At 66.6% G+C, this 24,601-nt stretch carries 28 protein-coding genes; 11 read left to right on the top strand and 17 right to left on the bottom strand.

The window, feature by feature from the left end; translation table 11 throughout:
• Window positions 1-50: 50 nt before the first annotated feature.
• Window positions 51-1,160, bottom strand: a complete 1,110-nt coding sequence (locus tag NGM06_RS17050; RefSeq protein ID WP_254268110.1) for a tRNA (guanine(26)-N(2))-dimethyltransferase — start codon at window positions 1,158-1,160, stop codon at window positions 51-53.
• Between the two features lie 397 nt (window positions 1,161-1,557).
• Between NGM06_RS17050 and NGM06_RS17045 the strand changes: the two genes are divergently transcribed.
• Entirely contained in the window at window positions 1,558-1,905 is a 348-nt protein-coding gene (locus NGM06_RS17045; protein WP_254268109.1) for a hypothetical protein, read from the top strand.
• Between the two features lie 40 nt (window positions 1,906-1,945).
• Here NGM06_RS17045 and hisH read toward each other — a convergent pair whose 3' ends face one another.
• Window positions 1,946-2,611: an imidazole glycerol phosphate synthase subunit HisH gene (hisH, locus tag NGM06_RS17040; RefSeq protein ID WP_254268108.1), complete on the bottom strand. Its 666-nt coding sequence runs from the start codon at window positions 2,609-2,611 to the stop codon at window positions 1,946-1,948.
• Between the two features lie 263 nt (window positions 2,612-2,874).
• Between hisH and NGM06_RS17035 the strand changes: the two genes are divergently transcribed.
• From NGM06_RS17035 to NGM06_RS17020, 4 genes are all read left to right on the top strand, one after another.
• The gene (locus tag NGM06_RS17035) at window positions 2,875-3,852 is read left to right on the top strand and encodes a PhnD/SsuA/transferrin family substrate-binding protein (RefSeq protein ID WP_254268107.1); all 978 of its coding nucleotides are present in this window, start codon (window positions 2,875-2,877) and stop codon (window positions 3,850-3,852) included.
• A 41-nt stretch (window positions 3,853-3,893) separates the two neighbouring features.
• Window positions 3,894-4,682: a phosphonate ABC transporter ATP-binding protein gene (phnC, locus tag NGM06_RS17030; protein WP_254268106.1), complete on the top strand. Its 789-nt coding sequence runs from the start codon at window positions 3,894-3,896 to the stop codon at window positions 4,680-4,682.
• Window positions 4,675-5,673 (top strand): phosphonate ABC transporter, permease protein PhnE, encoded by a 999-nt coding sequence (phnE, locus tag NGM06_RS17025; RefSeq protein WP_254268105.1) that lies wholly within the window; start codon window positions 4,675-4,677, stop codon window positions 5,671-5,673. Before phnC ends, phnE begins: the two co-directional genes overlap by 8 nt.
• A gap of 211 nt (window positions 5,674-5,884) precedes the next feature.
• A complete protein-coding gene (locus tag NGM06_RS17020) occupies window positions 5,885-8,116 on the top strand; it encodes an outer membrane protein assembly factor BamB family protein (RefSeq protein WP_254268104.1) in 2,232 nt (743 codons plus the stop codon).
• Here the strand turns inward: NGM06_RS17020 and NGM06_RS17015 are convergent.
• Both NGM06_RS17015 and NGM06_RS17010 read right to left on the bottom strand, forming a co-directional pair.
• Complete coding sequence (locus NGM06_RS17015) at window positions 8,113-8,352, bottom strand: hypothetical protein (RefSeq protein WP_254268103.1); 240 nt, start codon at window positions 8,350-8,352, stop codon at window positions 8,113-8,115. The genes NGM06_RS17020 and NGM06_RS17015 overlap by 4 nt on opposite strands.
• A gap of 97 nt (window positions 8,353-8,449) precedes the next feature.
• The gene (locus NGM06_RS17010) at window positions 8,450-9,040 is read right to left on the bottom strand and encodes a uracil-DNA glycosylase (RefSeq protein ID WP_254268102.1); all 591 of its coding nucleotides are present in this window, start codon (window positions 9,038-9,040) and stop codon (window positions 8,450-8,452) included.
• Window positions 9,041-9,165: 125 nt separating this feature from the next.
• Here NGM06_RS17010 and NGM06_RS17005 point away from each other — a divergent pair, with 125 nt between their 5' ends.
• On the top strand, window positions 9,166-10,080 hold the full coding sequence (locus NGM06_RS17005; protein ID WP_254268101.1) for a hypothetical protein: 915 nt from the start codon (window positions 9,166-9,168) through the stop codon (window positions 10,078-10,080).
• 4 nt (window positions 10,081-10,084) lie between these two features.
• On the opposite strand, the gene NGM06_RS17000 is transcribed toward NGM06_RS17005, so the two are convergent.
• Complete coding sequence (locus tag NGM06_RS17000; RefSeq protein WP_254268100.1) at window positions 10,085-10,654, bottom strand: endonuclease dU; 570 nt, start codon at window positions 10,652-10,654, stop codon at window positions 10,085-10,087.
• A 114-nt stretch (window positions 10,655-10,768) separates the two neighbouring features.
• Window positions 10,769-10,957, bottom strand: a complete 189-nt coding sequence (locus tag NGM06_RS16995; RefSeq protein ID WP_254270045.1) for a DUF5786 family protein — start codon at window positions 10,955-10,957, stop codon at window positions 10,769-10,771.
• An 83-nt stretch (window positions 10,958-11,040) separates the two neighbouring features.
• Here NGM06_RS16995 and NGM06_RS16990 point away from each other — a divergent pair, with 83 nt between their 5' ends.
• Both NGM06_RS16990 and NGM06_RS16985 read left to right on the top strand, forming a co-directional pair.
• Window positions 11,041-11,652, top strand: coding sequence for an MBL fold metallo-hydrolase (locus tag NGM06_RS16990; RefSeq protein ID WP_254268099.1), 612 nt, complete (start codon window positions 11,041-11,043; stop codon window positions 11,650-11,652).
• Window positions 11,653-11,696: 44 nt separating this feature from the next.
• Complete coding sequence (locus NGM06_RS16985; RefSeq protein ID WP_254268098.1) at window positions 11,697-12,002, top strand: MazG nucleotide pyrophosphohydrolase domain-containing protein; 306 nt, start codon at window positions 11,697-11,699, stop codon at window positions 12,000-12,002.
• A 161-nt stretch (window positions 12,003-12,163) separates the two neighbouring features.
• Here NGM06_RS16985 and NGM06_RS16980 read toward each other — a convergent pair whose 3' ends face one another.
• Window positions 12,164-12,313, bottom strand: coding sequence for a 50S ribosomal protein L40e (locus tag NGM06_RS16980; RefSeq protein WP_163519731.1), 150 nt, complete (start codon window positions 12,311-12,313; stop codon window positions 12,164-12,166).
• Between the two features lie 108 nt (window positions 12,314-12,421).
• On the opposite strand from NGM06_RS16980, the gene NGM06_RS16975 reads away from it, so the two are divergent.
• Complete coding sequence (locus tag NGM06_RS16975; RefSeq protein WP_254268097.1) at window positions 12,422-13,849, top strand: right-handed parallel beta-helix repeat-containing protein; 1,428 nt, start codon at window positions 12,422-12,424, stop codon at window positions 13,847-13,849.
• Here NGM06_RS16975 and NGM06_RS16970 read toward each other — a convergent pair whose 3' ends face one another.
• From NGM06_RS16970 to NGM06_RS16960, 3 genes are all read right to left on the bottom strand, one after another.
• Complete coding sequence (locus NGM06_RS16970; RefSeq protein ID WP_254268096.1) at window positions 13,850-14,371, bottom strand: DUF367 family protein; 522 nt, start codon at window positions 14,369-14,371, stop codon at window positions 13,850-13,852.
• 451 nt (window positions 14,372-14,822) lie between these two features.
• Complete coding sequence (locus tag NGM06_RS16965; protein WP_254268095.1) at window positions 14,823-15,986, bottom strand: acyl-CoA dehydrogenase family protein; 1,164 nt, start codon at window positions 15,984-15,986, stop codon at window positions 14,823-14,825.
• A 91-nt stretch (window positions 15,987-16,077) separates the two neighbouring features.
• Entirely contained in the window at window positions 16,078-16,494 is a 417-nt protein-coding gene (locus NGM06_RS16960; protein WP_254268094.1) for a DUF7344 domain-containing protein, read from the bottom strand.
• Between the two features lie 164 nt (window positions 16,495-16,658).
• Between NGM06_RS16960 and NGM06_RS16955 the strand changes: the two genes are divergently transcribed.
• On the top strand, window positions 16,659-17,168 hold the full coding sequence (locus NGM06_RS16955; protein WP_254268093.1) for an HPP family protein: 510 nt from the start codon (window positions 16,659-16,661) through the stop codon (window positions 17,166-17,168).
• A gap of 47 nt (window positions 17,169-17,215) precedes the next feature.
• Here NGM06_RS16955 and NGM06_RS16950 read toward each other — a convergent pair whose 3' ends face one another.
• The 7 genes from NGM06_RS16950 to NGM06_RS16920 form a co-directional block, all read right to left on the bottom strand.
• Window positions 17,216-17,932 carry a type 1 glutamine amidotransferase gene (locus tag NGM06_RS16950; RefSeq protein ID WP_254268092.1) on the bottom strand — a complete coding sequence of 239 codons (717 nt, stop codon included), beginning with the start codon at window positions 17,930-17,932 and terminating at the stop codon, window positions 17,216-17,218.
• 89 nt (window positions 17,933-18,021) lie between these two features.
• Window positions 18,022-19,464 (bottom strand): carotenoid oxygenase family protein, encoded by a 1,443-nt coding sequence (locus NGM06_RS16945; RefSeq protein ID WP_254268091.1) that lies wholly within the window; start codon window positions 19,462-19,464, stop codon window positions 18,022-18,024.
• Window positions 19,465-19,474: 10 nt separating this feature from the next.
• Window positions 19,475-21,055: a class I adenylate-forming enzyme family protein gene (locus tag NGM06_RS16940; RefSeq protein WP_254268090.1), complete on the bottom strand. Its 1,581-nt coding sequence runs from the start codon at window positions 21,053-21,055 to the stop codon at window positions 19,475-19,477.
• A gap of 99 nt (window positions 21,056-21,154) precedes the next feature.
• Complete coding sequence (locus NGM06_RS16935; protein WP_254268089.1) at window positions 21,155-21,514, bottom strand: type II toxin-antitoxin system PemK/MazF family toxin; 360 nt, start codon at window positions 21,512-21,514, stop codon at window positions 21,155-21,157.
• Window positions 21,511-21,747: a hypothetical protein gene (locus tag NGM06_RS16930; protein ID WP_254268088.1), complete on the bottom strand. Its 237-nt coding sequence runs from the start codon at window positions 21,745-21,747 to the stop codon at window positions 21,511-21,513. The genes NGM06_RS16935 and NGM06_RS16930 overlap by 4 nt, the downstream gene beginning before the upstream one ends.
• 78 nt (window positions 21,748-21,825) lie before the next feature.
• Window positions 21,826-22,647, bottom strand: a complete 822-nt coding sequence (locus NGM06_RS16925; protein WP_254268087.1) for an alpha/beta fold hydrolase — start codon at window positions 22,645-22,647, stop codon at window positions 21,826-21,828.
• Window positions 22,648-22,692: 45 nt separating this feature from the next.
• Entirely contained in the window at window positions 22,693-23,226 is a 534-nt protein-coding gene (locus NGM06_RS16920) for a hypothetical protein (RefSeq protein WP_254268086.1), read from the bottom strand.
• A gap of 446 nt (window positions 23,227-23,672) precedes the next feature.
• Between NGM06_RS16920 and NGM06_RS16915 the strand changes: the two genes are divergently transcribed.
• On the top strand, window positions 23,673-24,599 hold the full coding sequence (locus tag NGM06_RS16915) for a hypothetical protein (protein ID WP_254268085.1): 927 nt from the start codon (window positions 23,673-23,675) through the stop codon (window positions 24,597-24,599).
• The last annotated feature ends 2 nt before the right edge of the window (window positions 24,600-24,601 follow it).

Raw genomic sequence — 24,601 nt, 5'->3', positions numbered from 1 at the left:
TACAAATATTCATTGGCAATACGCCGGGTATCCGGTTCGGAGACGCGGAGTTACGAGTCTCGTGTCGCCTCGCGTATCGCTTCGACGGTCGCTGGCGTCTTGAACGTGGTTCCGCCGTAATGAGTCCGGGACGTTTCGTAGCCCGCGTCCCGGAGGTCCCCGAGGAACTCGTCCATGGCCGGGGCGGCCCGGCCCCACTCCTTGCAGAGGCGGTGCTGGTCGTAGTGGGTCGGTTCGTGGAGTTCGCCTTCGAGTGTGTCCAGCAACCGCTCGACCTTGCTCTCGGTCCCCATCGAGTCGTCCAACTCCTCGCGGACCGCGGCCACGAAGTCGGCGTCGTGGGCCGGGCCGAGCCACAGCGGTCCGGCCGTCAGGGTGCGCTCGCTTCCGCACTCCGGACACGTCTCGATGGGGTCGGCGACGAGACCGAAGTCGTGTTCGCGGTAGAGGCAGTCCTCGCAGTGGTAGACGTGGCCCAACTCGTCGATAGCGGCGTTGGCGTCGCTGGCGCTGTGGTCGAGTTCGAGGTAGGTCCGGACGTAGTGGCTCGTGGCGTGGGTGAGAATCGGCGTCACGCCCGCGTCGTAGCGCGCGGCGGTCCGGGCCATCGCCGACAGCAGGACGCGGACGCCCATCTCGGCGTGGTAGTCGGTGTTTCGCGGGACCGCGCTGTACTTCCGGACGCCGCTGTGGAAGTGCGCCCCGCAGAGCGGCGCGGTGTCGGTCGCGGTGACGCAGACGAGGTCACGTGTGTTGGCGAACGCGGCGTCCGCGAAGGGAATCGGCGTCCCGAAGGGGTCGATGTCCACCACGTCGAACACCTCTTCGTGCATCAGTGCGTTGGCGTCGCGCTGGACGACCTCGCCGTCGAGGTCGTTGCGCTCCAGATTTCGCTCGCAGAGTTCGACGGCGTCGGGGTCGATGTCCGCGAGGGTGGCGTTCCAGCCGTCGGCAGCGGCGCGGACGCCGCGGATACCGCTGGCGGCCATCGCGTCGAGGTAGTACTCCGCGCGCTCCTCGCGGTCCCGGTAGGCCCGGAGCGCGGCCACGGTCAGGTCGCGGTTCAGCTCCTGAACCGGGTTGAAGAACACCTCGTCGCCGATTCCCTCGTCGGCCTGCTCGGGGACCTCGACCTCGACTCCGCCTTCGCTGACGCGCATATCGCCACTCGTCGCTCCCCGGCGAAAAGCCAACCGATGCGAGACCACCTTTTTTCTCGTCGGGTGTCCTCGCGCCGACGGCGCTGCGGGCACCCTCCTCGAAAAAATCTGCACCGGCAGAGACAGGCTCTGACGAGCCTTCGTTCGCGTCGTTCACGAAGAGACCAAAAAACCGCTCGCTCACTGCGTTCGCTCGCGGTGAAGTCACTCGTTCTCCCGGTGGTCGCTCCGGTTCGGCCCTCCCGGGGTAGTCGGATTGGCTGTCCCCGGTCCGACTCCGGACGACCGCGCGACCGGAACCTGTTTAGGCCCGCCCTCCAAACCCCTCTGGCGTGTTCCCGGCCGACGCCACCCGACGCGCCTCGCCGCCCGTCGCTGCCCGGAGGCGGTGGTACTCGTGAACGAGGTCGAGGAGTGGCAGGACGACCTCGAAGCGGCGGGCGAACTCACGCCCGGCGTGACGAACCACATCCTGTCGGTCCACGACGACAGGGGCGCGCAGGCCATCGAGGCCGTCTCGGAGGGCCGAATCAAGGAGTATCGGGACTTCACGGTCGTCGTCGGTCACGACGACGAGTACATCGTGGAGGGACGCGGCTGTGGCTGTCGGGACAGCGAGTACAACCTCGACCCGGAGGACCCGACCGACCTCTGCTGGCACGTCATCGCCGTCGCCATCGCGCGCCGCGTGGACGAAGTGGACGACCACGACATGTGGTACTCCGAGGTCCGGGACTTCTTGTAACGCTAGAAAACGAGTCCGAGTCCGAGAGCGTCGGCGGGCGCTACTCTCGGCAGATGTCCACGAAGTTACGGAGGATTCGGAGACCCGTCTCGCCGCTCTTCTCCGGGTGGAACTGGGTGCCGAAGACGGTGCCGGACTCGTCGGCGACGATGGCGGGGAACGCTCGCCCGTAGTCGGTCGTCGCGACGACCGCGTCGTCGTCGTCGGGCACCGCGTAGTAGGAGTGGACGAAGTAGGCGTACTTCCCGTCGATACCGTCCACGAGAGGGTGGTCGCGCTGCACGTCGAGTTGGTTCCACCCCATGTGGGGAACTTTCTGGCCCTCGGCGAACCGGACGTTCGTTCCGGGGATCAGGTCGAGACCGCGGACGTCCCCTTCGCCGGCGTGTTCGGCCTCCTCGCTCGACGTGAGCAACATCTGCATCCCGAGGCAGATGCCGAACACGGGCGTCCCGCTCTCGGCGACTTCGAGGAGGGACTCGCGGTACGGTCCGGCGTTCTCGACGCCCTCGCGGAACGCGCCCACGCCGGGGAGGACGACGCCGTCTGCCGATTCGAAGCGCTCCGGGTCGTCGCTGGTCTCGACGTTCGCGCCCGCCCGCTCCAGTCCGCGGGTGACGCTCCGCAGGTTGCCGAGTCCGTAATCGACGACCACGACCGACGCCGCGTCTCCGCGCTCCTGCGTCCGCGCACGCTGACTACTCATACTCTAACGTGAGACTGGCGACGGCAAGTCGCTTTCCCTTGGGGCAGGAACTCCCCCGACCGCGGGCGCTGTTCGGTTGCCGACGATTGGGAGATTTCGCCATCTGTCGCCGTTCTACCGTCCGAACGGGGATAAAGTATATAGCAAAAATAGGAAGACTTAACCGACGTCTGTCTGACGAATAAGACGATTCGGTCATGGCAAACCGACGAAAATTCCTCAAGACGACTGGCGTAATCGGGACAGTTGGACTCGCGGGTTGTATGGGCGGTAACGGTTCGGACGAAGGGACCACCACGACCTCATCGGACACCACCGAGGGAGGCGAGAGCGACGCGACGGAGACGACCACGGAGTCGAAGATGGACTTCCAGAACGGCGAGATAAACTTCAACGTCTCGCCGAGCGTCGCTCAGGAGCGACTTCAGGCGCAGTATCAGCCCATCAAGGAGCACCTCCAGAACGAGTTCGACGTCCCCGCGAAACTCAAGCTGGCGAACAACTACAGCGCCGTCATTCAGGCGCTGGGCGCTGGCACGTCCGACATGGCCGAGACCGGTCCGTTCGCGGCCGCGCTCGGCGTCGAGGCCGGAAAGGCCGAAATCGCGCTCCAGCGGAAGGGGTACGGTAGCTGGGAGTACAAGAGCATCATCGTCGCGGCCGACGGTGTGGACGTGAGCAACCTCGACGAGATGAAGACGTACGTCGAGAACAACGAGACCACCATCGCGTTCGCCGACCGCCTCTCGGCGAGTGGCTGTCTGTTCCCGCTGTACGACCTGAAGAAGGCGGGCATCGAAATCGGGACGCTCCCCGAGGGCGGCGGCAGCGACGCCGCGTTCACGCCGAACTTCTCCAGCCACACCGGCGCGTACGAGACGCTCAAGAACGGACAGGCCGACTTCGCCGGGTTCGGCGGGTTCGTCCCCGGTCTGCAGGACAACTTCGAGAAGAACGCGACCATCATCAACGAACACACGGGCCTGCCCCGCGCGCCCATCGTCCTGAGTCCGAAACTGACCGAGGAAGAGAAGACGGCGCTCGTCGAGGCCTTCACGAGTGCTCCCGACAAGATTTACCTCGGGAAGGACGGCAAGAAGGACACCGACAAGAAGAGCGACGACCCCGACGACGACCTCTGGTTCAACGCCGTCCGGAAGGTCGACGTGGACAAGTATCAGCCGGTCATCGACGCCGCCAAGGAACTCGGCGTCGGCACGGACTACTTCAAAACGTCCTAAAATAAATAGATAAATAAACCGTTACACTCGTTTTTTCACCGATGCCAGCAGTCTCACTCGATAACGTAACTAAGATCTACGGGAGGGACACGGTCGCCTTGGAGGACATCAGCTTCGAGATTCCCGAAGGCGAGTTCGTGGTCCTCCTCGGTCCGTCGGGGGCGGGCAAGTCCACCATGCTCCGCGTCCTCAACGGGCTGACACAACCAACGGAGGGCGAGGTCATCATCAACGAGAAACCGGTCGGCGGAGAGCGGAGCGAGGTCGGCATGGTCTTCCAGATGCACTACCTCATCGAGAGCATGAGCGCGTTCAGAAACGCGCTCACCGGCGCGCTCTCCCGGTCGAACTTCGCACAGAGCGCGCTCACCATGTACCCGGACGAGGACAAGCGCGCCGCACTGGAGGCGCTGGAAACGGTCGGCCTGCTCGACGAGGCCGGACAGCGCGCCGGGTCGATGAGCGGCGGGCAGAAACAGCGCGTCGGCATCGCCCGAGCGCTGGTGCAGGACCCCGACCTGCTGCTCGCCGACGAACCCGTGTCGAGTCTCGACCCGAAGGCCGCGAAGGACGTGATGCGGTACATGAAGGAGGCGGCCAAAGAGCGCAACCTGACGACCGTCGCCAGCCTCCACCAAGTCAACATCGCCCGCGAGTTCGGCGACCGATTCCTCGGCGTCCGGGACGGCGAACTCATCTTCGACGGCGACCGCGAGGACCTGACGATGGACGTCGTGGACCAGATTTACTACGGCGACGACGAGGCGGCCAAGGAGCGAGCGGAGAATCTCGCCACCACGGCACCCGAGCGAGGTGAGGACGATGAGTAGTTCCCGAATCGGCGAGACGCTTCAGGTGCTGGAGCGACGCCGACGCATCCGACAGTTGTTCGCCGTGGCCATGCTGGCGGTCGTCCTCGCGGCGACGTACTTCGGTCTCGACTTCATCGGTTTCGACCCGAAGGAACTCTGGGCGCAGGTGCCCCAAGAGATAGAGTTCATCAAGAGCTTCGTGCCGCCGAACTTCGTGGACTTCACCATCTACACCGAGCAGAACAACATCACGGGCCTGAAGGCGATTCCGGCGAGCTTCCGGAACTTCGGCCAGCCCATCATCGAGAGCCTGACCAGCGACAGCGCGTCGCTGGTGCGGCTCAGCATGGTGACGATAATCCTCGGGTTCACCGGCACGGTGCTTGGCTTCCCGCTCGCGCTGTTCTTCGGCGTGCTCGGCTCCGAGCAGGTCACGCCGTTCCCGTTCAACTTCGTCTTCCGCGGCGCGATGAGTGCGATTCGGGCGATTCCGGCGCTGGTCTGGATTCTCATCTACGTGCCGCTGGCGGGCATCAACGAGGTCAGCGCGGTGCTGGCCATCGCCACCGACACCGTCGGGAATCTCGGCCGACTGTTCACCGACGAGTTGGAGGAAATCGAGGACGGACCCATCGAAGCCATCCAATCGACCGGGGCCTCGCGTCCGCAGGTCATCGGCTTCGGGATGCTGAGTCAGGTCTCGACCTCCTACGTCGCGTGGACGCTCTACATCCTCGAAATCAACACCCGCATCGCCATCAGCCTCGGCGTCGTGGGCGCGGGCGGCATCGGCCGGTACATCCGCCTGCGACAGGACCTGTTCAAGTATCAGAAGGCCGCGGCGGGCATCATCATGGTGTTCGTCATCGTCATCTCGGTGGAACTGCTCTCCTCGCGCATCCGCGCGCGACTCCGCCCGGACGAACACGAGAGCAAGTCCATCCTCGACGCCATCCGAGACCTCACCGACGGAAGCAAGTGGCTCGGGACCGGCTCGAACAGGCCCTGAGACGGGTTTCTACCGGTTTCCGTTTCTTTTCGCCGGTTGACTCGCGTCCCGGTCGGCTGACGGGGACGTGTATCTACTCGCCGCGCTCGACCGCTTGTTCACACCGCTCAGTACCGCGCATACTTCGCCTACTGCGTCGCGCTCCGTGACTGGCGGCCGTCGGAAGCCAAATCACCCAAACGATGAAGGCCGCAGAGCGTCCCCTGCCGATATGGTCTCCCGAGAGACGAGTCGGCGAACGTTCCTCCTCGGCGCGGGCGGACTCGGTGGCGCGAGTCGGTCCGCGGCGGACACCCGTGCGGTCGGCGCAACTCGCCGGTCGGCGCCCGGTCAACCGGCGGTTAGCGTTCCCGGTATCGACACCGACCACCGAGTTCGGTGGACGTTCGAGACCGACACAGCGGCGACGGTCTACCCCCCGGTCAGGACCCGAGAGGCCCTCGTCACGCTCGTCCGGAGTAGGTCCGACGGGGAGTCGCAGTACGAGGTGTGCGCCCTCGACGCCGAAACGGGGCAGACTCGCTGGCGACGCGAGTTGGACGGCCGCTCGACGTTCCCGAAGGCCGCCGACGGACTGGTCTACGTCGTGGACGGCGAGCAACTGCGCGCGCTCGACGCTAACGACGGTAGCGACCGGTGGCGAGTCGCCACGGGCACTCTCGATTACCGATACGTCGCGGTCGGCGACGGTGCGGTCGTCGTCGCCGCCGCCGACGGACGCGTGACCGCCATCGACGCCGCCCAAGGCGGTGAACTGTGGACGACCGAAATCGACGGCGAGGACCGACTCGTCGGTCCGTTGCTGGACGGCGAGCGCGTCTACCTCGGCGGGACGGGCGGCTACTACGCGCTCGGCCGGGAGGACGGTCGCCAGCGGTGGGTCGCCCGGACGCCCGGAGAAGAACGGGCGTGGGCCGCCGAAGTGCAGGACGGCCTGTTGGTCGGGTGGTCCAACGAAGCGGTCTACGGACTCCGGGTCGGCGACGGGACCCAACGCTGGCGGACACCCCACGAGCGACTCCCGCCTCATCCGTCGATGGGCACCGTCACCGCCGACACCGTCTTCGTCTGGGGACAGTCGCTGGCCGCGATAAACGTCAGAACCGGCGAGAAGCGGTGGACCTTCGGCGGCGACGCCGACCGAGGCTACGGCATCGAGACGGACGGAGATGGCGTCTACTTCTCGGTCGGCGACGAGTTGGTCGCGGTCGACGCCGAGTCGGGCCGCGAGCGCTGGCGCGCCGACACCGGAACTGGGAACAACTACTGGGGGACCGTGCGAGACGGACTCGTCTACACGGTCGGGAGGACCCGGACCGCCGCCATCGACGTCGGGTCGGGAGACGAGCGCTGGAGTCTCGACTTCGAGGACGACCGGGGACTCTGGGCCGACGTCGTCGGCGACCTCGCGCTGGTGGCGACCCAGAGCGGGACGCTGTACGCCGTGGACCGACCCTCGCCGCTCGCCACCGCACCGCTCGCCGCGGCCGAGCGATTCGCCACCTCCCCGTCGGGACTCGGACTGTTCGGCCTGCTCGGGGCCGGTCTCCTCGGCGTCGGCTACCGCCGAGCGACGCGCGCGACCGCCGGTAGCGACTCGGATGCGGAGTTCGGCCGCCTCGACCGACTCGGCGGCGGTCCGGTCACCGAGACGTACCGCGAGCGCGTCCGGACGCCCGACGGGCCGACGCTGGTCGCCGAGACCCGCGTCCGAGACGGCGTGGACGCCGAGACCCGGCGGGCGGTCGCCGACGCCGTCGAGCGGTGGGCCGACCTCTCCGGGGCGGCCGACGGCGTCCTTCCGATTCGGGAGTTCGACGTCGGCCCGGACGACGACCCGGTTCCGTGGTTTCGGACCCCCTTCGTCGCGGGCGGGTCGCTGGCCGACTCGTGGCCGGTCGCGGACCGCGAGCGCGTCGAAGTCGTCTCGGGCGTCGCCCGGGCGCTCCACGCGGCCCACCGCGAGGGCGCGGTACACGGCCGACTCGCGCCCCGCCACGTCTTCCGCGAGACCCCCGACGAGACCCGGCGCGACTCGATTACCGGCGACGACGTGCTGGTCGGCGACTGGTTTCTGGCCGAGGTGTCGGCCGACGCTCGGGACGCGACCGACCCCTACGCGCCGCCCGAGCGACCGCAGAAGTCCGGCGGGACACCGCGAGCGGGCGACGTGACATCACCGGAGGCAACCGGAGCGTCGATGCAGGAGACCGACGCGGCGAGCATCGAGGGCGACGTCTACCGGGTCGGCGCGTTGGCCTACCACCTGCTCACGGGCGCGGTTCCGGGGCCGGACCCCGTGCCCGCGAGCGACCGCAACCCCGCGCTCTCGGCCGAACTCGACGACGTCCTCGACCGGGCGCTCGCGGCCGACCCGGCCGACCGCTACGAGACGGCGCTGGCCTTCGACGACGAGTTCCGGTGGGCCGCGCTGGACCGCTAGCGACCCCGGACCGCCACGTAGCACGCCGCGACGAGCGGACACGCGACGCCGGAGAGGAACGTCGTCGCGCCCCACGCCAGCGGCGCGAGCGCCCGGTCGCGCGACCCCGCGGAACTCCGTCGCCAGCGGGCGTCGAGATACACCAGCGAGGCGAGGGCGAAGGGCACGAAGACGGCGGTTGCGACGACTGTGAGCGATTCTGACACCGCGACGAGACCGGGAATCGGGAGCGCCATGGGACCCGTTCTTCCGACGGAGGTCCCATTGTTATGCGGCGATTACTGTCGGAGAGCGAGGCGAACGACCGGGGCAGAAGCGCGAGACCGCTCGGGTTCAGAAGTCGCCGAGTTGGGACTGGCCGTTCGAGTCGCCGTCCGCCATCGCGGCGGCCTTGTCGAAGGCGGCGTCGAGTGACTCCTCCTGACTGCGGTCGTAGAAGGTCGCCGCGGGGTGGACGCAGACGAGGACGTCCCGGACAGCGCCGCCGAGGTCCACCTGTTCGACGTTGGCGGCCTCCTTCGTGACGGCCACGTCGCGGTCCAGCAGGTGTTCGCTCGGCACCTTGCCGAGCGTGATTATCACCTCGGGGTCCACCTGCTCTATCTCGGATTCGAGGTACGGCCAGCAGTTCTCCAATTCCTCGGCGGTGGGGTCTCGGTTCTCCGGCGGGCGGCACCGCACGCAGTTGGTGATGCGTACGTCCTGACGGGCCAGTCCCCGCTCGCGGAGTTTGTCGTCCAGAACCGTCCCGCTTCGACCGACGAACGGTTCGCCCTGCTCGTCCTCCTGTGCGCCCGGTCCCTCGCCGACGAACAGGAGGTCGGCGTCGGCCGGACCGGTACCGTTGACGATCTGGCTCCTGCTGTCCACGAGTTCGGGACAGCGCGTGCAGTCGGTCACTTCGAGACCGTCCATTTCTCCCATGGGTGAGGCCACGGGTCTCGGGTATTAAGAATCGGTGGCCTTCGGGTGAGATGACTGTATCCTCATACCATCTGCCAACCCACATCCAATAGGGTCTTAAGAACCAAGTGGAAAAGTAACCAAAAATGAATTTCGAGGAGTTTCGAGAATCTGTTAGAGACTTTGTAGACCTCCACGCAAGTAAATATGAAGAGGCCTTTGAGGAGCCTTTAAATAGAAAACTGGCTACTTCTTACGCCATCCAATATTTAGGCAGTTTCTCAAACCAAGAGGAGGTTGATGTTGTTTCGGAATATTATGAAAGCCGTACCTTAGATGATCGTGAAGAAAGAGTTGGGAAGGAAGTTGCACTAAGACTGACTAATGAGAAAGACGAATTTATTGAATATATTTCTAAGGCAGAGTTCAGCTACGTAACTGGGAGTGCTTTAAATAACAAGTCGGCAAAAATACTAACTAAGATGTACGAGAATATCCTGTCTTTAGAGCAGGAAAAGCAGGAAGGTCTCTATCTTTGGTATTTAGATGGATTCCCCCATGAAGAACTTGGCTCTTTAGAGAGGAACTATACAAGAGCAGTAAAATTCAGCGAAAATCACAGAGAGACGTTCAATATTGAGTCTCACGGTCACGCCAAATCCGGAATAGAATTTTATTCACGTCTAATTGATGTCTTTGACGTTGGTTCTCCCTTACTCTATGCTATATCTAGAAGCGAAGATGAAGTCTTGGATGAGACTATGGACTTTGTATCCTTAAACTTCGGCTACATCTATAACAAAATTCAAAATAGTCGATATTCATCAGTCATCTCACTAATTGATAGAGATATAAGAAATGGGGTAAAGCATGGAGATACACGAGTCCTCCCCAATCAAGAGAGTATTCGGATTGATAAGAATGTGAACATATCATACTCTAGTTTCAGTAAGAAAATAGCGAGGGCCTATATTGGGTGTGAGGTAGTGTATGGTCTACCGGCGATTATTGGACTTGCTGGTCAAAATCAAACCGATATTGATGCTTCGGTAGACTTCTGAGAATTTAATAACTAATGTCTCTAGTTCTCCTGAATTCGTCGCCCGCCCGCGCCGCCAGTCGCGCCACTCGCAGGGGTTCGGGTCGGCCGCCCTCGGGCGTGAACGCCCGCACCGCGTCGCGGGCCTCGCCGGAATCGACGCCGACCGACCGGACGAAGACGGTCTGGTCGTTCACCGCGAGTCGCTCGCGGGGTGGCTGGCGCTCGAAGACGGCTTTCCGTCGGGCGAGTTCCTCGCCCTCGAACTCGGCTTCCAGCGCCTCGACCAGTCCCGGACTCTCCTCGAACGTCACCGAAATCACGGGGCGGTCGGTCGCCTCGGACACCCGGTGTAGGTCCACGACGTTGTACCACGCCAGCGCGATACCGGCCACGAAGAGGTATCGCACGTCTTCGCGGTCGAGGTCCGAGAAGAGGTGGATAACGGCGTCGGTGGCGTCCGTCCCGCCGACGGTACAGGACTCGTAGGCGAAGCCGTCGGTGACGCGACTCGCGCGGGTGACGACGCCCGCCAGCGTGCTACGGCGTTCGCGATAGGATTCGGCGATACCCAGCGCGCGGACGCCGGACTTCACGGCTCGTAGGGTCGGTCGTAATTCCGTCCCGGTCCGAATCCGTCGTCTGATTGTGTCACGTTCGATACACCGTGAGTGGACGACCAGTGCTGAACAGAGTTACGACCGACCCTATCAGGTCTCGCTCTGTCCGTCGTCTTTGATGTCTTGAAGTCGGTCGATGAGTTCGTCGTTCGAGGCACCGATCTCGAAATCGACGCTGCCCTCGTGGGAGTTCTCCTCCGTGTCGACGCCGCTGTCGTCGATGTCGGCGTCGTAGTCCTGATTGTCCTGTTCGGACTCGTCGTAGCTCCCAAAGCCCATGTCTACTAGCATGTAGGCGCTTCGACCACTAAAGTCCCCCGCCGCCCGTCAGCGTTTTGAGGGGTGGTGCCGAACAGCCCGGCATGTACGTTCACAACGTCACCGCCGACGCGGAGACGTTCACCTGTAACGCCTACCTCGTCGAGGGCGACCGGACAGTGCTTGTAGACGCCGGGAGCATGCCCGGCGTCGTGGACGTAATCGCCGACCGCGTCGAGGACGTGGACGCGGTAGTGTTGACCCACCAGCACGGCGACCACATCGGCCAACTCGACGCCGTGCTGGAGGCCTACGACCCGGAACTGCTCTGTTACGCCGACCACCCGCGCCGAACCCGGGAACTCGACGACGGCGACTCGCTCCGCATCGGCGACGAGGAGTTCGAGGCGGTCTACTCGCCCGGCCACGCCGACGACCACCTCGCGTTCGTCGGTGACTCGACGCTCTTCAGCGGTGACGTGGTGGTGTACAACGACGGCGCGTTCGACGACGGGAGCTTCGGCCGGACCGACATGGCCGGTCAGTCCCGCGAGCGCGAAATCGAGAGCATCCGCGAGCTTCTGAACCGGATGCCCGAGGGCGTCGAAGACATGTACGCGGGCCACGGCGACGAGTTCAACGGAGACGTGCGCGAAGTCGTCGAGCGCGCGCTGGAGCGCGCCGAGCGCCGCGAACCGAAGTACCCCGACGAGTAACCGACAACAGTTTTACCCTTCGGCGTCCGGGTCTCAGTTGACAGATGAAAGCCCAAGAGAGAGTCGCGGAGTTCTTCGCGGAACACGACCTGGAGGGCGAACCGGCCTATCAGATTCTGGACCTCGCGTCGGAGGTCGGCGAACTCGCCAAGGACGTCAACGATTCGACCGACTACGGCGCGTCGCCCGAGGCGTTGGACGTGAAGACCGACGAACTCGGGGATGCGCTGTTCGCCCTGCTCGCGGTCGCCGAGTCGCTCGACGTGGACGCCGACGAGGCGCTGGACGAGGCGCTGGCGAAGTACCGGACGCGAATCGAGGAGACGGGCGACCCCGGTTCCGGGGAGTAACGCCGGACTCGCCACGTCGCCGTCGCTGTCTCGGTCGGAAGCGCAGAGACCGCCGACAGGCGGTCGCGTGTCGCGTCTGCGAGAGAGCGAAGCGACTGCTCGGCGACGCCGCCCGAAAGAAAACGGCCGCGGAAGAACGGTAACAGGACGCCGGAATCGACTCAGGCGTTTCGCGGTTCCTTGCTCTTCGGTCGGAGGTTGCCGTAGCCGCACTTCCGGCAGTTGTCGGCGTTCTTGGGGTTGCGAGCGTTACATCGCATGCAGATCGTCTTGTCGAGGGTTCGCGCTGTCGCTTTCTCGAAGCTAGCCATACCGACGCGTTGGCCGTCATCGCATTTAAGTCTTGCAGAGTGAGGCGGGCCGACGGTCGGTCGCGGGCGGCGACAAGCCATAACTTCCCGTCCGGTGACGTCTGGGCCATGCCGGACGGAATCGCCGCCGCGCTCCTCGGACTGGTGGTCGTCCTCGGCGTCGTCGGACCCGCGGGAGCGGCCGCAGGCGTCTCGGCGGAACCCGGAGCAGTCGGGACAGTATCGACCGACTGGACCGACCCGAGCGGCGGTCCCCAGACAACCGACGCGACCCGAACGACCGGCGCGACCGAAATCACGAACTGCACGACCGTCACCGAGTCCGGCGTGTACGTCCTCGCGGAGGACGTGAGGAACGCGTCGCCGACTCGCCTGCGGACCGGTCTCGGCGCCTGCATCGCCATCCGGGCCGACGACGTGACGCTCCGCGGCGGCGGCCACACCGTCGCGGCGGACGAGCGCGGCGGGGAACCCGGCGTCGTGGGCGTCCTCGTGAGCGCGCGAACGAGGGCTGGGGAGGCCACGCTCTCCGGCGCGACGGGCGGCGGACAGGAGCGGCGCTCGAACGTCACCGTCACGAACCTCTCGACGACGCGCTGGGGCGCGGGCGTCGCGGTCCTCGGAACGACCGACGCGACGCTCCGGAACGTCTCGGCCGTGGAGAACCTCGGCGACGGCGTCTTCGTGGAGAACTCGCCCGGCATCGAACTCCTCGGCGGGACGGTCCGCGCGAGCAACACCGGACTGTTCCTCCGGAACGCTCCAGACGCCCGCGTCGAGGGGCTGAACCTCACCGGCAATCTCGCAGGCGTCTCGGTCCGGAACTCCGACGGCGTGACGCTCGAAGGGGTCGGCGTCGCCGGGAGTTCACAGTACGGTCTCGGCGTCTTCGCGTCCGCAAACGCGACTATCGCCGACTCGACCGCCGCGGACAACGGTTTCGCCGACGTAATCCTCTCGCGGTCCGACGACGCGGCACTCCGGAATCTCACGATAGCGCGGGAGAGCGGAGGGACCGACGGTGGAGAAACGAGACCCCGGAGTCGCTCGGTCGGTATCTACCTGAACGACTCCGCCGACACCGCGCTCACACGCGTCTCGGTGGCCGACGCGCCGGGGACCGCGATTTACGCGGCCCGCGACTCGACCGCGGTCGGCGAGCGCGTGACGCTCGGGAACGCCACCCTCTCGTTCGAGACCCGCGACGTGGCGCTCGACCCGGCGACGGACGCGCCGCCGCTTCCGACCGACCGACAGGTCGTCGGCGTCCCGCTCCGGGCTGTGCCGACCGACGAGGATTCGGATCTCGCGCTGTCAGTCGGTTACGACGACGCCGCGGTGGACCGGACCAGTGCGACGGAGGACGCGCTGTCACTCTGGCGGTTCGACGCGGGCGAGGGGTGGCGACGGGTCGAGTCGGTCGCGGACGCCGAGCGAAACGTCGCGTCGGCCGAGTTCGGAGACCTGAGTCGGAACGGGACGGTCCTCGCGCTCGTCGGCGAGGCGGAGTCGGGGAACGCGACCGACCGGAGCTAACTACGAATCGGTCGCCGACTGTTCCGCTCCGGCGTCGAGGTACTCCTGCTGGACCGCGACGACTTCGGTCGAGTCCTCGCAGTCGGCGTACCGCCGGAGGGGTTCGGCGTTGAGTTCGAGGAACGTCTCGCCCCACGTGAACTTCGAGAGGATTCGCTCGGCGTGTTCGCGCTCGCCCAGAATCGTCAGGGCGGCGGCGAACGCCTCGACCGTGTTGAGTCGGAAGGGCTTGCCGTAGCTGACGGGGTTGGCCGCCACGAGGAACGGGAGCGCGCGGTGGACGCCCGGCATCTCGAACAGGGCCTGCTCGGCGGTCTCCCACGAGCAGTCGAGCGCGACCAACCGGTCGGTCTCGGCGCGGTCGGCGGGCGAGAGCGCCTGCTCGGCGTGGGGATTCAGCACGATGCCGTAGGGGGTCGCCGACGCGCTCCGGTGGAGTTGCGCGAGGTCGAACCGCGCGAGCTTTCTCGCGGTACACTTGTCGGGGTCGTCGTCGCCCTCGTAGCGGACGTGGAGATTCACTTTGCTGGTCGAGAGTTGGTCGCAGGCGGTGAAAAGTGGCTCGTTCGGGGCGGAGTTCGAGAGAAAGAGGACAGCTACAGCGACATAGTCACCCTGTCTCCTTCTTCGAAAGCGACCGGCCCCTTTCAGTCCCACCCGGTGGTTTGTTTGGCCAATCGTCGCTCGGTGGACCGTTCCACTCGGCGCGCACTGGCGGACCCTCGTGGTCCGCCTTCTCTGCGCGAGGGACGAGCGAAGCGAGGAGGTTGGGGAGGTATGAGGTCCGCGGTTGCGGTGCCGTGCGGTTGCGGTGACTCCTTGGCGTCGGCAGTAGCTAGCTGCTCGTTCGCTCTGGTCTTCGCTACGCTACTCAAAAACGAGTTCTCAAGAAAAGCTCCGAAGGTGTGTTCTACTCGTAGGCGGTAATCCCGGTTACTGACTGGCTTCGCCGCGTTACTCGGACTCTACCGAGTCACTCGTAGGCGGCGATACCGGTCAGGTCCTCGCCCAGAATCAGGGTGTGGATGTCGTGGGTGCCCTCGTAGGTGTAGACCGTCTCCATGTTCGCCATGTGGCGCATCGGCGAGTAGTCGGTCGTGATGCCGTTCCCGCCCAGCATCTCGCGCGCGATGCGCGACTGGTCGCGGGCCATCCGGACGTTGTTGCGCTTGGCCATCGAGACGTGCTGAGGACGCAGGTCCCCACGCTCCTTCAGTTCCGCCAGCCGGTGAGCCAGCAGTTGGCTCGTCGTAATCTGGGTCGCCATCTCGGCGAGCTTCTGCTGTTGAATCTGGAAGCGCGCGATGGGACCGCCGAACTGGTCGCGGTCGGTGGCGTACTTGCGGGCGGTCTCGAAGGAGTCGCGGGCCGCGCCGACCGCGCCCCACGCGATGCCGTACCGGGCCTGCGTGAGACACGAGAGCGGCCCCTTCATGCCCTCGACGCCCGGTAGGACGGCGTCTTCCGGGACGTACACGTCGTTCAGGCCGATTTCGCCCGTGACCGACGCGCGCATCGAGAGCTTGTCGTCTATCTTGTTGGTCGTCACGCCGTCCGTGTCGGTCTCGACGAGGAAGCCCCGGACCGGATCGTCCTCGGCCGAGCGGTCGCGCGCCCAGACGACCGCCACGTCGGAGATGGGGGAGTTGGTAATCCACGTCTTCGACCCGTTGAGGACGTACTCGCCCGCGTCCTTCTCGGCGTAGGTCTCCATGCCGGAGGGGTTCGAACCGTGTTCGGGTTCCGTGAGACCGAAACAGCCGACGAGTTCCCCGGTGCCGAGACCCGGGAGCCAGCGTTCCTTCTGGTCCTCGGAGCCGTAGGCGTGGATAGGGTACATCACGAGCGCGCCCTGCACGCTCGCCATCGAGCGGATGCCGGAGTCGCCCGCCTCCAACTCCTGCATCAGCAGGCCGTAGGCCGTCTCGCTGACGTTCGGCGAGCCGTACCCTTCGAGGTTGGGCGCGTAGAACCCGAGTTCGCCCATCTCCGGGATGAGTTCGGTCGGGAAGGTCCCGTCCTCGAAGTGGTCGCCGATGTCGGGTTTGACCTTCTCCTCGACGAACTGCCGGGCGGTGTCTCGAATCATGCGCTCCTCCTCGTCGAGGTCGTCCTCTAGGGAGACGTAGTCGAGCATGACAGACGTTGGAACGGGGAGTGTGAAAAACGCTCCTACTCCGGCGCAATTATTGCCGGAGCCACGCGACCGGCGCGACGCGGTCCGACCCTCAGACCTCGACGTTGTCGTCTCGACTCACCGCGATGTCCAGATACGCGTCGACCTGTTCGGCGAACGGGCCGGGTGCGACTACTTCGTCGCCCTCGTCGTACTCGATGAGACCCATCATCGAGAGCTTCGGCAGTTGCGAGTGGCGAAGCGACGTGAACACGCGCTTGCAGTGTTCCTCGGACACGAGGTCGATGGGTTTGCCGGTCTCCCACGCCGCGACCGTGTCCACGAGTTCCCGGAGGTCGAGGGCTTCGTCGGCCTCTCGCAGGGCGACGAGGACGTACCGACTCCGCCGGGAGGACAGCGCGTCGAAGAGGTTGTCCTGTGACAGCGGGGGAACGTCGATGCTGGGTTCCGTGTAGGACGGACGGGGTGACGCCGAACCGCCGTTGCCGTCGGCGAGGTCGTCGTTCATTTCCAGAAGATACGCCGCGAACCGGGGTGGGCTTGCTGGTTCACAGATAATGGTGTTTAAGTGGACTCGGATACGGAATCGACGGAAGGCGGCGACGTATCCTCGGGTAGCGACCGACAGGACGTTAGACAGCACTTTTCCGACTCGGACGCCGACGGGAAGGCATGTACGAGGCGCTACGCGAGAGTGCGACCGCAGGGGCGCTGTTGGTCGTCGTCGGAACGCTCGCAGTCGTGACGGGGCGGACGTTCCTCTTTCCCAGCCTCGGGCCGTCCGCGTTTCTGCTGGCGACCCGACCGTCCGCGCCGGTGAGCGCGCCGCGGCGCGTGGCGGGCGGTCACGCGCTGGGCGTGCTGGCCGGACTGGTGACCTACCACGCGCTCGCGTCGGGGGTCGCCGTCACCGCACCGCCGCCCGCGCTCACCGGTGCGAGCGCCTCGCTGGCGGTCAGTGGCGTCGTCTCGGTCGTGGTGACGACCGCCGGGATGGTCGCCGCGGACCTCCGGCACGCGCCCGCCTGCGCGACCACGCTCATCGTCTCGCTCGGTCTCCTCTCGTCGCCCGCCGACGCGCTGCTGGTCGTGACGTCCGTCGTCCTGCTGCTCGCGACCCATCGAGCGCTCCTCGCAGTCGAGAGAGCGCCAGTCCCCGCGGTCACGGACCGGACGAACTAGTCTCTCCGGAGATACCCAGAGAGGGAGCACCGCCGACGCGCGTGTCGCTACGCCGAGGCAGTTTCGCTCTCGCCCGAGGGGTCCGCGTCGCGCACCTCTCGGACGAACTCGCAGAAGTTCTCGAAGACCAGTTTGACCTCGCAGGCCGCCCGGTAGTTCTCCTCGGTGATGCCCGCCAGCACCTCGGCCATGCGTTCCTCCGACAGGTCCTTGCCCTTCGTGACCGACTCGGCCGTCTCGGCGTCGTACTCGGGGTGGAACTGAACGCCGAACACGCGGTCCTTCCGGAAGCCGTGGTTGGAGTAGTCGTTGGCCGCGATTTCCTCCGCGCCGGGCGGGAGTTCGGCCACCGCGTCCGAGTGGGTCGTGAAGACGGTGAACCGCCGGTCGATGCCGTCGAACAGCCGCGAGTCGCCGGTGTGTTCGACCTCTCGGTAGCCGATTTCGTACTCGCCCATGTCGCTGACCTCGCCGCCCAGCACGTCCGCGAGCAGTTGATGGCCCCAGCAGACGCCGAGGCACGGGATTCCGGCGTCGATGGCGTCTCTGACCCACGCTTTCGTTGGTTCTATCCACTCTTCGTCCCAGTAGACCGACGAACGGGACCCCGAGACCACGACGCCGTCGAAGTCGAGGGTCTCCGGGAGTTCGCCGCCCGTCGCGTCGAACTCCACGAGGTCGGCGTCCAACTCCCGGCGGAAGTTGCGCCGGGTGTCGGTGCCGTCGTGGGCGGCGTTGACGAACGCGATTCGCAATCGACTCATTACCAGTCACAAAACACTCGGGGTCCAAAAGGCGTTGCGCTGTGGGGAGTTCTGCCGGTATCCGGGACGCCCAGTCGCCACGACACGGGTCAGTCGGTAACGTCCGGGAAGAACTCCCCGTGGAAGCCGAACGGCACGACGTGCGGGAGCGGCGCGCGCGCTCGCTCCTCGAACGTCTCGGCGTCGAGGACGAGGAGGAACGACCGTTCGGCGTCGGCGTCGAGCGCGAGCGACAGCACCACGCCGCGGTCCTCGGCGTCCCCGTCCGGACGCGGCACGAATATCGGTTCGCCCGCGTAGACGCTCGCTTCCCACCACTCCAGCGCCTCGCCAGTCTCGACGTTCACCTTCGCCAGTCCGTTTCCGCCCTCGCGCCGGGTCGCCTGCCCGTAGGCGTAGCGGTACGCGCTCCCGCGTGCGGCCGGGGCGACGCGGGGCAGTTCCATCCCGCGATACAGCGATTCGCGTTCGACGTCACCGCCACCGCCACCAGCGTCGAGGGGCACGCGGAACCGCGCGAGCGTCCCGTCTGCGGCGTCGAGTTCCGGACTCCCCTCCCCGCCTCCCGCCGACCCGCTCTCGGCGTCCCCGTCCATCGCGCTCATGAAGAGATTGTCCACGATGGTCGCGTCGTCGTACGCCGCGAGGTCCACGACCACCTCGTCGTCGGTCTCGAACCCGTTGGCGGTGTGGAAGAAGAAGAAGGCCGCCGTGGACCGGTCGGCGACCAGTTCGCCCGACGAGCGGTCGAAGATCCGAAACCGGGTGCCGCGCTCGGGTCGCCACCGGTAGCTGTCGATGAACCCGCCGCCGCCGGGCAGGAGGAACCGGAGCGGGTTCACGACGTACGGCGGTTCGACGAGGACGGCGTACGTCGGCGTGAGCGCGAAGCTGTGGATGTACGCCGGTCTGTCCACCTCGACCGACGCCACGGGGACGCGCTCGGGGCGGTCGTCGGGCACCCGGTAGACGTGATACCGATTCCGACGGCCGAACTCGGTCCCGTAGCCGACCGTCTCGCCCCTGTCTCGGTCGTACTGGAGGTGGGCGGTGACGTGGTGGAGGGTCAGGTCGTCCCGGTAGCGCAGGTCGCCCCGCGTCGAGAGGTCGGCCGGGTCGAACCGCACGCGCCGGGGCGTCTCGGTCAGCGCGACGTACTCGCCGCCGAGGCGCGCGACGTGGACGTTGGCGTTGTCCGTCGGGTCGGTCAGGAACGACTTGAGCCGCCGGAGGTAGCTCCCCGAGGTGGCGAACTGGCTCGATAGCTCGCCCTCCTCGACGGCCGTCCGGAAGGTCTCGGTCCGCAGGAATCGGTTCGAGTACGTCACCTCGCCGTCCCCGAAGCGGAACGCCCGGAGCATCGCCAGTCCGTCGAACCAGTGGGCGACGCGCTCGCCGCCGACCTCGAACCTGCCCGGGCCGTTGCGCACGAGCGTCCCCGAGAGCCACGCCGGAATCTCGCCCTCGACGGGTACGTCGAGTCGGTCGCACTCGGACTCGCGCGAGCGGAAGCCGGGGCTGTACGCTGGCATCGGACGGTACTCACTCCTCGTCGATGCGCTCTTCACCGGAGAGGTCGCGCCGGAGCGCCGCGCGGTCGAGTTCGCCCGTCGAGCGCCGGGGGAGCGACTCCAGTCGGTCGAGTTCCCGGACGGCGACGGCCTCCGGCAGCGCGTCGTCGAGGACCGACCGGAGTTCGCCGGGGTCGGCGTCGCCGACGAAGGCCGCCAGCACGCCCTCCGCGTCGGGGACCACTCCCGCGGCGTCCACTCCCTCGCGCGCTTCGAGCGCGCGCTCGGCCGCCCGGGGGTGGACGCGGGCCGACGCGGCGTCGAGGGTCTCGCTGGCGCGCCCGAGCAGGTAGTAGTCGCCGCCCTCGCGGGTGGCCAAGTCGCGCGTCGGCACCCACTCGGGGAACGTCTCGCCGCCGTCGCCGTCCGCCGCCGTTCCGCCGCCGGAGAGATACCCCCGCGCCGTCACCGGCCCGCGGAACTGGAGTTCGCCGACCTCGCCGTCCGCGACCGGGGTCCCGTCCTCGCCGACGAGACGGGCCTCGCAGTCGGGGAACGGTCGGCCCACGCGGTCGGGGTCGGCGTCGTCGGACGCGTCACTGTCTGATGCTCCGCTTTCGGAACCCTCCCTCACGCTACCCTCGGGAGGGACGAAGAGGTTGTTCGGCCCGGTCTCGACTCGGCCGTAGGTCCGGACCACGGGCGCGTGCCGGGCCAGCGCGCCGCGGACGTCCGCGGGGAGCGCCGACCCGCTAGCGACCAACTCGACGCTCCCGAAGTCGGTCCCCGCGAACGACTCGCTCTCGACCAGTTCGCGGTACTCGGTCGCCCCCGCGAACAGCGCGGTCGCGTCCTCCTCGGCCACCGCGTCGAGGGCGTCCTCGGGGTCGAACGCCCGGAGCAGGGCGACCCGACCGCCGACGTAGAGCAGCGGCAGGGTGAGTCGGAGGAGCCCCTCGGCGTCCGAGAGCGGAAGCAGGGCGGGCGCGCGGTCGCCCCGGCCGAGACCCCACGCCGCGGCCGCGGTGATACAGTTCCACTCGACCGCTCGGGCGGGGAGGTCCACCACGCGCGGGGCCGTCGTCGGTCCCTCGCTCAGCGACTCGTCCCGTCGCTCGCGCTCCGGGTCTTCCCCGACCATGGGTCGGTCGGCCTCCGCTTTCGTGTGCAGGTAGAGCAGGGAGTCCTCCGGGTCCGGGTCCGCGCGCTCGTACGCCTCGCCGTCACGGCGGCCGAACTCCTCGAAGGTGTACGTCAGGTCGTCGGGCAGTTCCCGGACCAGGTCGCGCTGTGCCGACTCGTGGACGACCACCGCCGGGTCCGCGACCGCCAGCGGCCGCTCGACGGTCGCGGGCGTGAGTCGGTGCGAGACCGGCGCGAACACCGCGCCGAGTCGCCGGGTCGCGAACAGGAGCGCCAGCGTCTCGACGCGGTTGCGCGAGAGGACGGCGACCGGGTCGCCGGATTCGACCCCGAGCGCCGAGAGCCGCCGCGCCATCGCGTCGGCCTCGGATTCGAGGTCGGCGTAACTGACCCGCCGGTCGGTGTTCTCGTCCACCAGCGCAGTTCGGTCCCCCCAGAGCGCGGCCCGGCGTTCGAGCGAGAGCGTCATACCGGTGGTTCGGCGTCACCGACCGTAGGCGTTGTTGCGGATTCAGTGGCTCTGGCTGTGAGTCCTCGAAGAGACTGCACGGAGCAAAATCAGGTGGCGCTAGACGTTTCCGAGTCCGAGGCTGAGCTTTAGAGCCTCGTCTACCTCGGCCATCGTCTGCTCGCCGAGGCGTCCGACGACGGAGTGGATTCGCGTTTCGATGGAGACGACGCGAACTTGGTCGAGTCGAACCGACGAGTCCTTCTCGAACGGCGAGCCGTCTGCTTCGACTGGCACTTCGAATGGATAGCCGTGGTGAGTACCCGTCGCTGGAGCGACTATCGTCGTGTTGGCGTTTCGGTTTCCGACGTCGTTCTGGACGACGACTGCGGGCCGTGTCTTTTCCATCTCGCTTCCTTCGGCGGGGTCCAGTCGAACGACGACGACGTCGCCGCGACGGACCACGGTATCGTCGGTCATTTCTCTCCGTCGTCCCACGCCTCGTCCGACGCGTCCGCCCACTCCTCTGCGAGCGTTTCTGCACTCTCGGAGGCATCGCGGTACGCGGCGGCCAGTTCCTCCTCGTCAGGTCCGTCGGACTCGACTTCCACCACGGCGACGGTCACGCGCTTGTTCGCGTATTCGGTCCCGAGATAGATCCGGCCCCTGTCGTCCGTCTCGTTGGTTCGGAGGTCGTCGGTGTCTACTTTCATCGTATCTATCGGGACGACTCGCCGACGAATAACTCTTGCCCACTATTACCCACAGCCACAGACGCGTTTCGCGTTCGTTCACTCGCGCTCGATTCGGTCGGTCAGAAAGCCGACAAGCGAGTCGTTGACCGCCTTCGAGCGTTCGACGTAGAAGAGTCGCTCGCCGGGGAACGCCTCGAACTCGCCCTTCGGGAGACCGTCGGCCAGCAGTCGGCCGTCCGCGGCCGGAATCACCCGGTCATCGCTCCCGTGTGCCACGAGCGCGGGAATCGTAATCTCGTAGAGGCTGTCGCTGGCGTCGAAGTCGGCCATCGCGTCGAAATGTGCGCGCTGGACCGCCTCCGGGGCGTCCTCGTCGCGCCGCCACGCGACGATTCGCTCCACGAGGTCGTCGGTCTCCAGCAGTTCCGCGCCAGCGACCGGTTCGAGCGACTTCCGGAGGGCCGCCGCGTCGTCGGGACTGGCGAGCAGTCGCTCGCGCAGGCCGTCGGCGAGGGGGGTCGCGCGTGGACCGCCCGGCGAGGTGCCGAGGAGCGCCAGCGACCGGGCGCGCGAGAAGTCGAGCGCGTACCGGAGCGCGACCATCCCGCCCATTCCCGCGCCGACGAGGTGGGCCTTGCGCGCCCCGTGGTCGGCGAGGACGGCTTCGAGGTCGGCGGCCATCGCGTCGATGCCGTAGGAGTCGGTGGCGTCCGGGTCGGGCGCGTCCGAGTCGCCGGTCCCGCGTGTGCTGGGGACCACCACCTCGAAGGGACCGGCGAGCGCCGAGAACTGCCAGCCCCACTGCCACGGACCGTAGCCCGCGTCGGCCAGCAGGACGACCGGCGCGTCGCTCTCGACCGCGCCGTCGCCGCCGACCTCGTAGTGGATAGAGACGCCGTCGTTGTCCGCGTAAGGCATAGCCGGGACTTCACGTCGGGGGCGTTTCAGTGGTTCGTTCCGGCCTCAGTCGCGCTTCGTCACCAGAACGGTCCACGCGAGGAGCGCGAGTCCCGTCACCGCGCTGGTCGCCGCCATGACGGTGACGCCGACGTAGGGGTAGTTCCGGGCGAGGTGCCACGCGAGCGCGACGAAGCCGAGACCGGCCGCACCCACGAGCAGGCGGAAGAAGGGGTTGGCCGGAAGCGACCCGCGCTTGTGGGACTCTACGGCCGCGCCCACGGCGAACAGAACGCCAAAGATTGCCGGAAAGACCGCCAACGCTCGGCCGCCGGTCTCGGAGAGGTACCCCGCGACCGCGAACGCGACGAGCGCGAGGACGCTCCGGACGCGCGGGTCGAACCAGAGTCGCCGGAACCGCGCCGACCCGGCCTTCAGCGCGTGGAAGCTGCCGAAGAGCGCCCACGTGACGACGAGCCAGAACTCCCGCTCTGACGGCGCGTGCAGGCCGGTCAGCGAGGCGAGCGCGAACGCCGCGACTACGCCCAGCAGTAGCAGGCCTCCGGCGAGTTCGGACTTCGTGGAGTCGTGCGACGACACGTAGTTATCCGTAGTTCCACTTGTCAGTTGAAAAGTATTTCTGTCGGAGTCATCGGTCAGGTCCGACTCGTGAGGCCGGTACCGCCTCGACTGCGAAACCTGCTCTGGGTCTCGTGCGACGCCACTGTCAGCCCGGCGGACCGGACTGCGAGTGTGGTTCGAACCCTGACGTTTCGCCGCCGTGTCGGCGCTCGTCTCGGCGACTCTCGCGGCATCGCTTACTCGAAACTTGACCGAGTTCGCGCGACCGTCGCGAGCGGTGACGAGCAATACTCGCGCACTCGATTGCGAAACGGCGTCTTCGAACTCTCCCGGACCGTTCCGGAGACGGCGCTCTCCATCGAACCTCGCGTTTCGCGTTGAACGATTGTCGGTAGGTATGTGTGTAGTTAACGTACGTCGTCGCGGTTCACCGCACTCGGCTATCCGGTGAATGAGGAGCAAGAATGCCAGAAGAACATCACTACTCACAGATATCGGACGAGGAGCGTCGGGAGTTCCTCAAGGTACTCGGCGTGGCGAGTGCCGCCGCGACCGGCGGTTCGGCCGTCGACGACGTGACACTAGGCGACCTGCAGGACCTCGTCGCCGTCGAGTCGGCGGGCGAGTTCGCTCGTCGCGGGGAGGCCATCCGAAACGACCTCTCGGGCGCGCTCGACGCCGAACTACTGGCGACGGAGATGACGGGCGTCGCCGACGCGATAGCGGGCCTGTCGGCGGTACGCGCCGCAGGCGTTCCGGACCGCGGCGAGGAACTGTACGCGGAACTGACGACTCCGGCGTGGCGAATCGACGACCACCTGACCGAGGTCGGCTTCTACGCGAGCGCCGAAGCCAACCTCCCGCGGTTCACGTCCGAACACATCGAGCGCATGACGAAACAGCTCGTCCACACGGCGTCGCTCGCGGGGACCCTCTCGGAAGTCGGGTTCGACGAGCGCGAACGGACGGCACTGGTCGCGAACGTGGTCAGTCAGGCCGACCGACTCGCGCTCTGGGAACCGACGTGGGTTCTAGAGGAAGCGCCGGTCGAAGAGGTGAATCCCGACTACGTCTCGCCGCTCCAGAAACGGGCGGCGAGCGGCGCTCTCCTCTGGATAGACGGGTTAGACAAGCACCTCCGCAAGAACGAGGTGCTGATAACCGACGAGATGCTCGACGACGGCATCGCCGACGTCCGCGCGATGCTCGGCGGGTTCTACCTCCTGAGCGCGGCCGCGGACCGACTCGGTCGCGGGGAGATTTCCGACGAGGAACTGACCGCGCTCGTGTCCGGGAGTACCGCGATGCTGATAGCCAGCCAGACCGACCTGCAGTACGACCTCGTCCGCATCAGCGACGACATGCGAGCGCCGCGAACCGGAGGCGACTGACC

Origin of the sequence: Halorussus aquaticus (assembly GCF_024218795.1) — an archaeon.
In the GTDB taxonomy this organism is placed as follows: Archaea; Halobacteriota; Halobacteria; order Halobacteriales; family Haladaptataceae; genus Halorussus; species Halorussus aquaticus.
The sequence above is the reverse complement of the archived record's forward strand: the minus strand, read 5'-3'. Positions and strand labels throughout refer to the sequence as shown.

What these genes read in the sequence shown, in the direction of transcription:
- NGM06_RS17050 (WP_254268110.1), bottom strand. Translation starts at nt 1,160, where the DNA reads ATGCGCGTCAGCGAAGGCGGAGTCGAGGTCGAGGTCCCCGAGCAGGCC.
- NGM06_RS16935 (WP_254268089.1), bottom strand. Translation starts at nt 21,514, where the DNA reads ATGACCGACGATACCGTGGTCCGTCGCGGCGACGTCGTCGTCGTTCGA.
- NGM06_RS16915 (WP_254268085.1), top strand. Translation starts at nt 23,673, where the DNA reads ATGCCAGAAGAACATCACTACTCACAGATATCGGACGAGGAGCGTCGG.
- NGM06_RS16945 (WP_254268091.1), bottom strand. Translation starts at nt 19,464, where the DNA reads ATGCCAGCGTACAGCCCCGGCTTCCGCTCGCGCGAGTCCGAGTGCGAC.
- hisH (WP_254268108.1), bottom strand. Translation starts at nt 2,611, where the DNA reads ATGAGTAGTCAGCGTGCGCGGACGCAGGAGCGCGGAGACGCGGCGTCG.
- NGM06_RS16985 (WP_254268098.1), top strand. Translation starts at nt 11,697, where the DNA reads ATGAAAGCCCAAGAGAGAGTCGCGGAGTTCTTCGCGGAACACGACCTG.
- phnC (WP_254268106.1), top strand. Translation starts at nt 3,894, where the DNA reads ATGCCAGCAGTCTCACTCGATAACGTAACTAAGATCTACGGGAGGGAC.
- NGM06_RS16975 (WP_254268097.1), top strand. Translation starts at nt 12,422, where the DNA reads ATGCCGGACGGAATCGCCGCCGCGCTCCTCGGACTGGTGGTCGTCCTC.
- NGM06_RS16995 (WP_254270045.1), bottom strand. Translation starts at nt 10,957, where the DNA reads ATGGGCTTTGGGAGCTACGACGAGTCCGAACAGGACAATCAGGACTAC.
- NGM06_RS17010 (WP_254268102.1), bottom strand. Translation starts at nt 9,040, where the DNA reads ATGGGAGAAATGGACGGTCTCGAAGTGACCGACTGCACGCGCTGTCCC.
- NGM06_RS17020 (WP_254268104.1), top strand. Translation starts at nt 5,885, where the DNA reads ATGGTCTCCCGAGAGACGAGTCGGCGAACGTTCCTCCTCGGCGCGGGC.
- NGM06_RS16955 (WP_254268093.1), top strand. Translation starts at nt 16,659, where the DNA reads ATGTACGAGGCGCTACGCGAGAGTGCGACCGCAGGGGCGCTGTTGGTC.
- NGM06_RS16950 (WP_254268092.1), bottom strand. Translation starts at nt 17,932, where the DNA reads ATGAGTCGATTGCGAATCGCGTTCGTCAACGCCGCCCACGACGGCACC.
- NGM06_RS16940 (WP_254268090.1), bottom strand. Translation starts at nt 21,055, where the DNA reads ATGACGCTCTCGCTCGAACGCCGGGCCGCGCTCTGGGGGGACCGAACT.
- NGM06_RS16960 (WP_254268094.1), bottom strand. Translation starts at nt 16,494, where the DNA reads ATGAACGACGACCTCGCCGACGGCAACGGCGGTTCGGCGTCACCCCGT.
- NGM06_RS17015 (WP_254268103.1), bottom strand. Translation starts at nt 8,352, where the DNA reads ATGGCGCTCCCGATTCCCGGTCTCGTCGCGGTGTCAGAATCGCTCACA.
- NGM06_RS17035 (WP_254268107.1), top strand. Translation starts at nt 2,875, where the DNA reads ATGGGCGGTAACGGTTCGGACGAAGGGACCACCACGACCTCATCGGAC.
- NGM06_RS16990 (WP_254268099.1), top strand. Translation starts at nt 11,041, where the DNA reads ATGTACGTTCACAACGTCACCGCCGACGCGGAGACGTTCACCTGTAAC.
- NGM06_RS16980 (WP_163519731.1), bottom strand. Translation starts at nt 12,313, where the DNA reads ATGGCTAGCTTCGAGAAAGCGACAGCGCGAACCCTCGACAAGACGATC.
- NGM06_RS16925 (WP_254268087.1), bottom strand. Translation starts at nt 22,647, where the DNA reads ATGCCTTACGCGGACAACGACGGCGTCTCTATCCACTACGAGGTCGGC.
- NGM06_RS17005 (WP_254268101.1), top strand. Translation starts at nt 9,166, where the DNA reads ATGAATTTCGAGGAGTTTCGAGAATCTGTTAGAGACTTTGTAGACCTC.
- NGM06_RS16965 (WP_254268095.1), bottom strand. Translation starts at nt 15,986, where the DNA reads ATGCTCGACTACGTCTCCCTAGAGGACGACCTCGACGAGGAGGAGCGC.
- phnE (WP_254268105.1), top strand. Translation starts at nt 4,675, where the DNA reads ATGAGTAGTTCCCGAATCGGCGAGACGCTTCAGGTGCTGGAGCGACGC.
- NGM06_RS16930 (WP_254268088.1), bottom strand. Translation starts at nt 21,747, where the DNA reads ATGAAAGTAGACACCGACGACCTCCGAACCAACGAGACGGACGACAGG.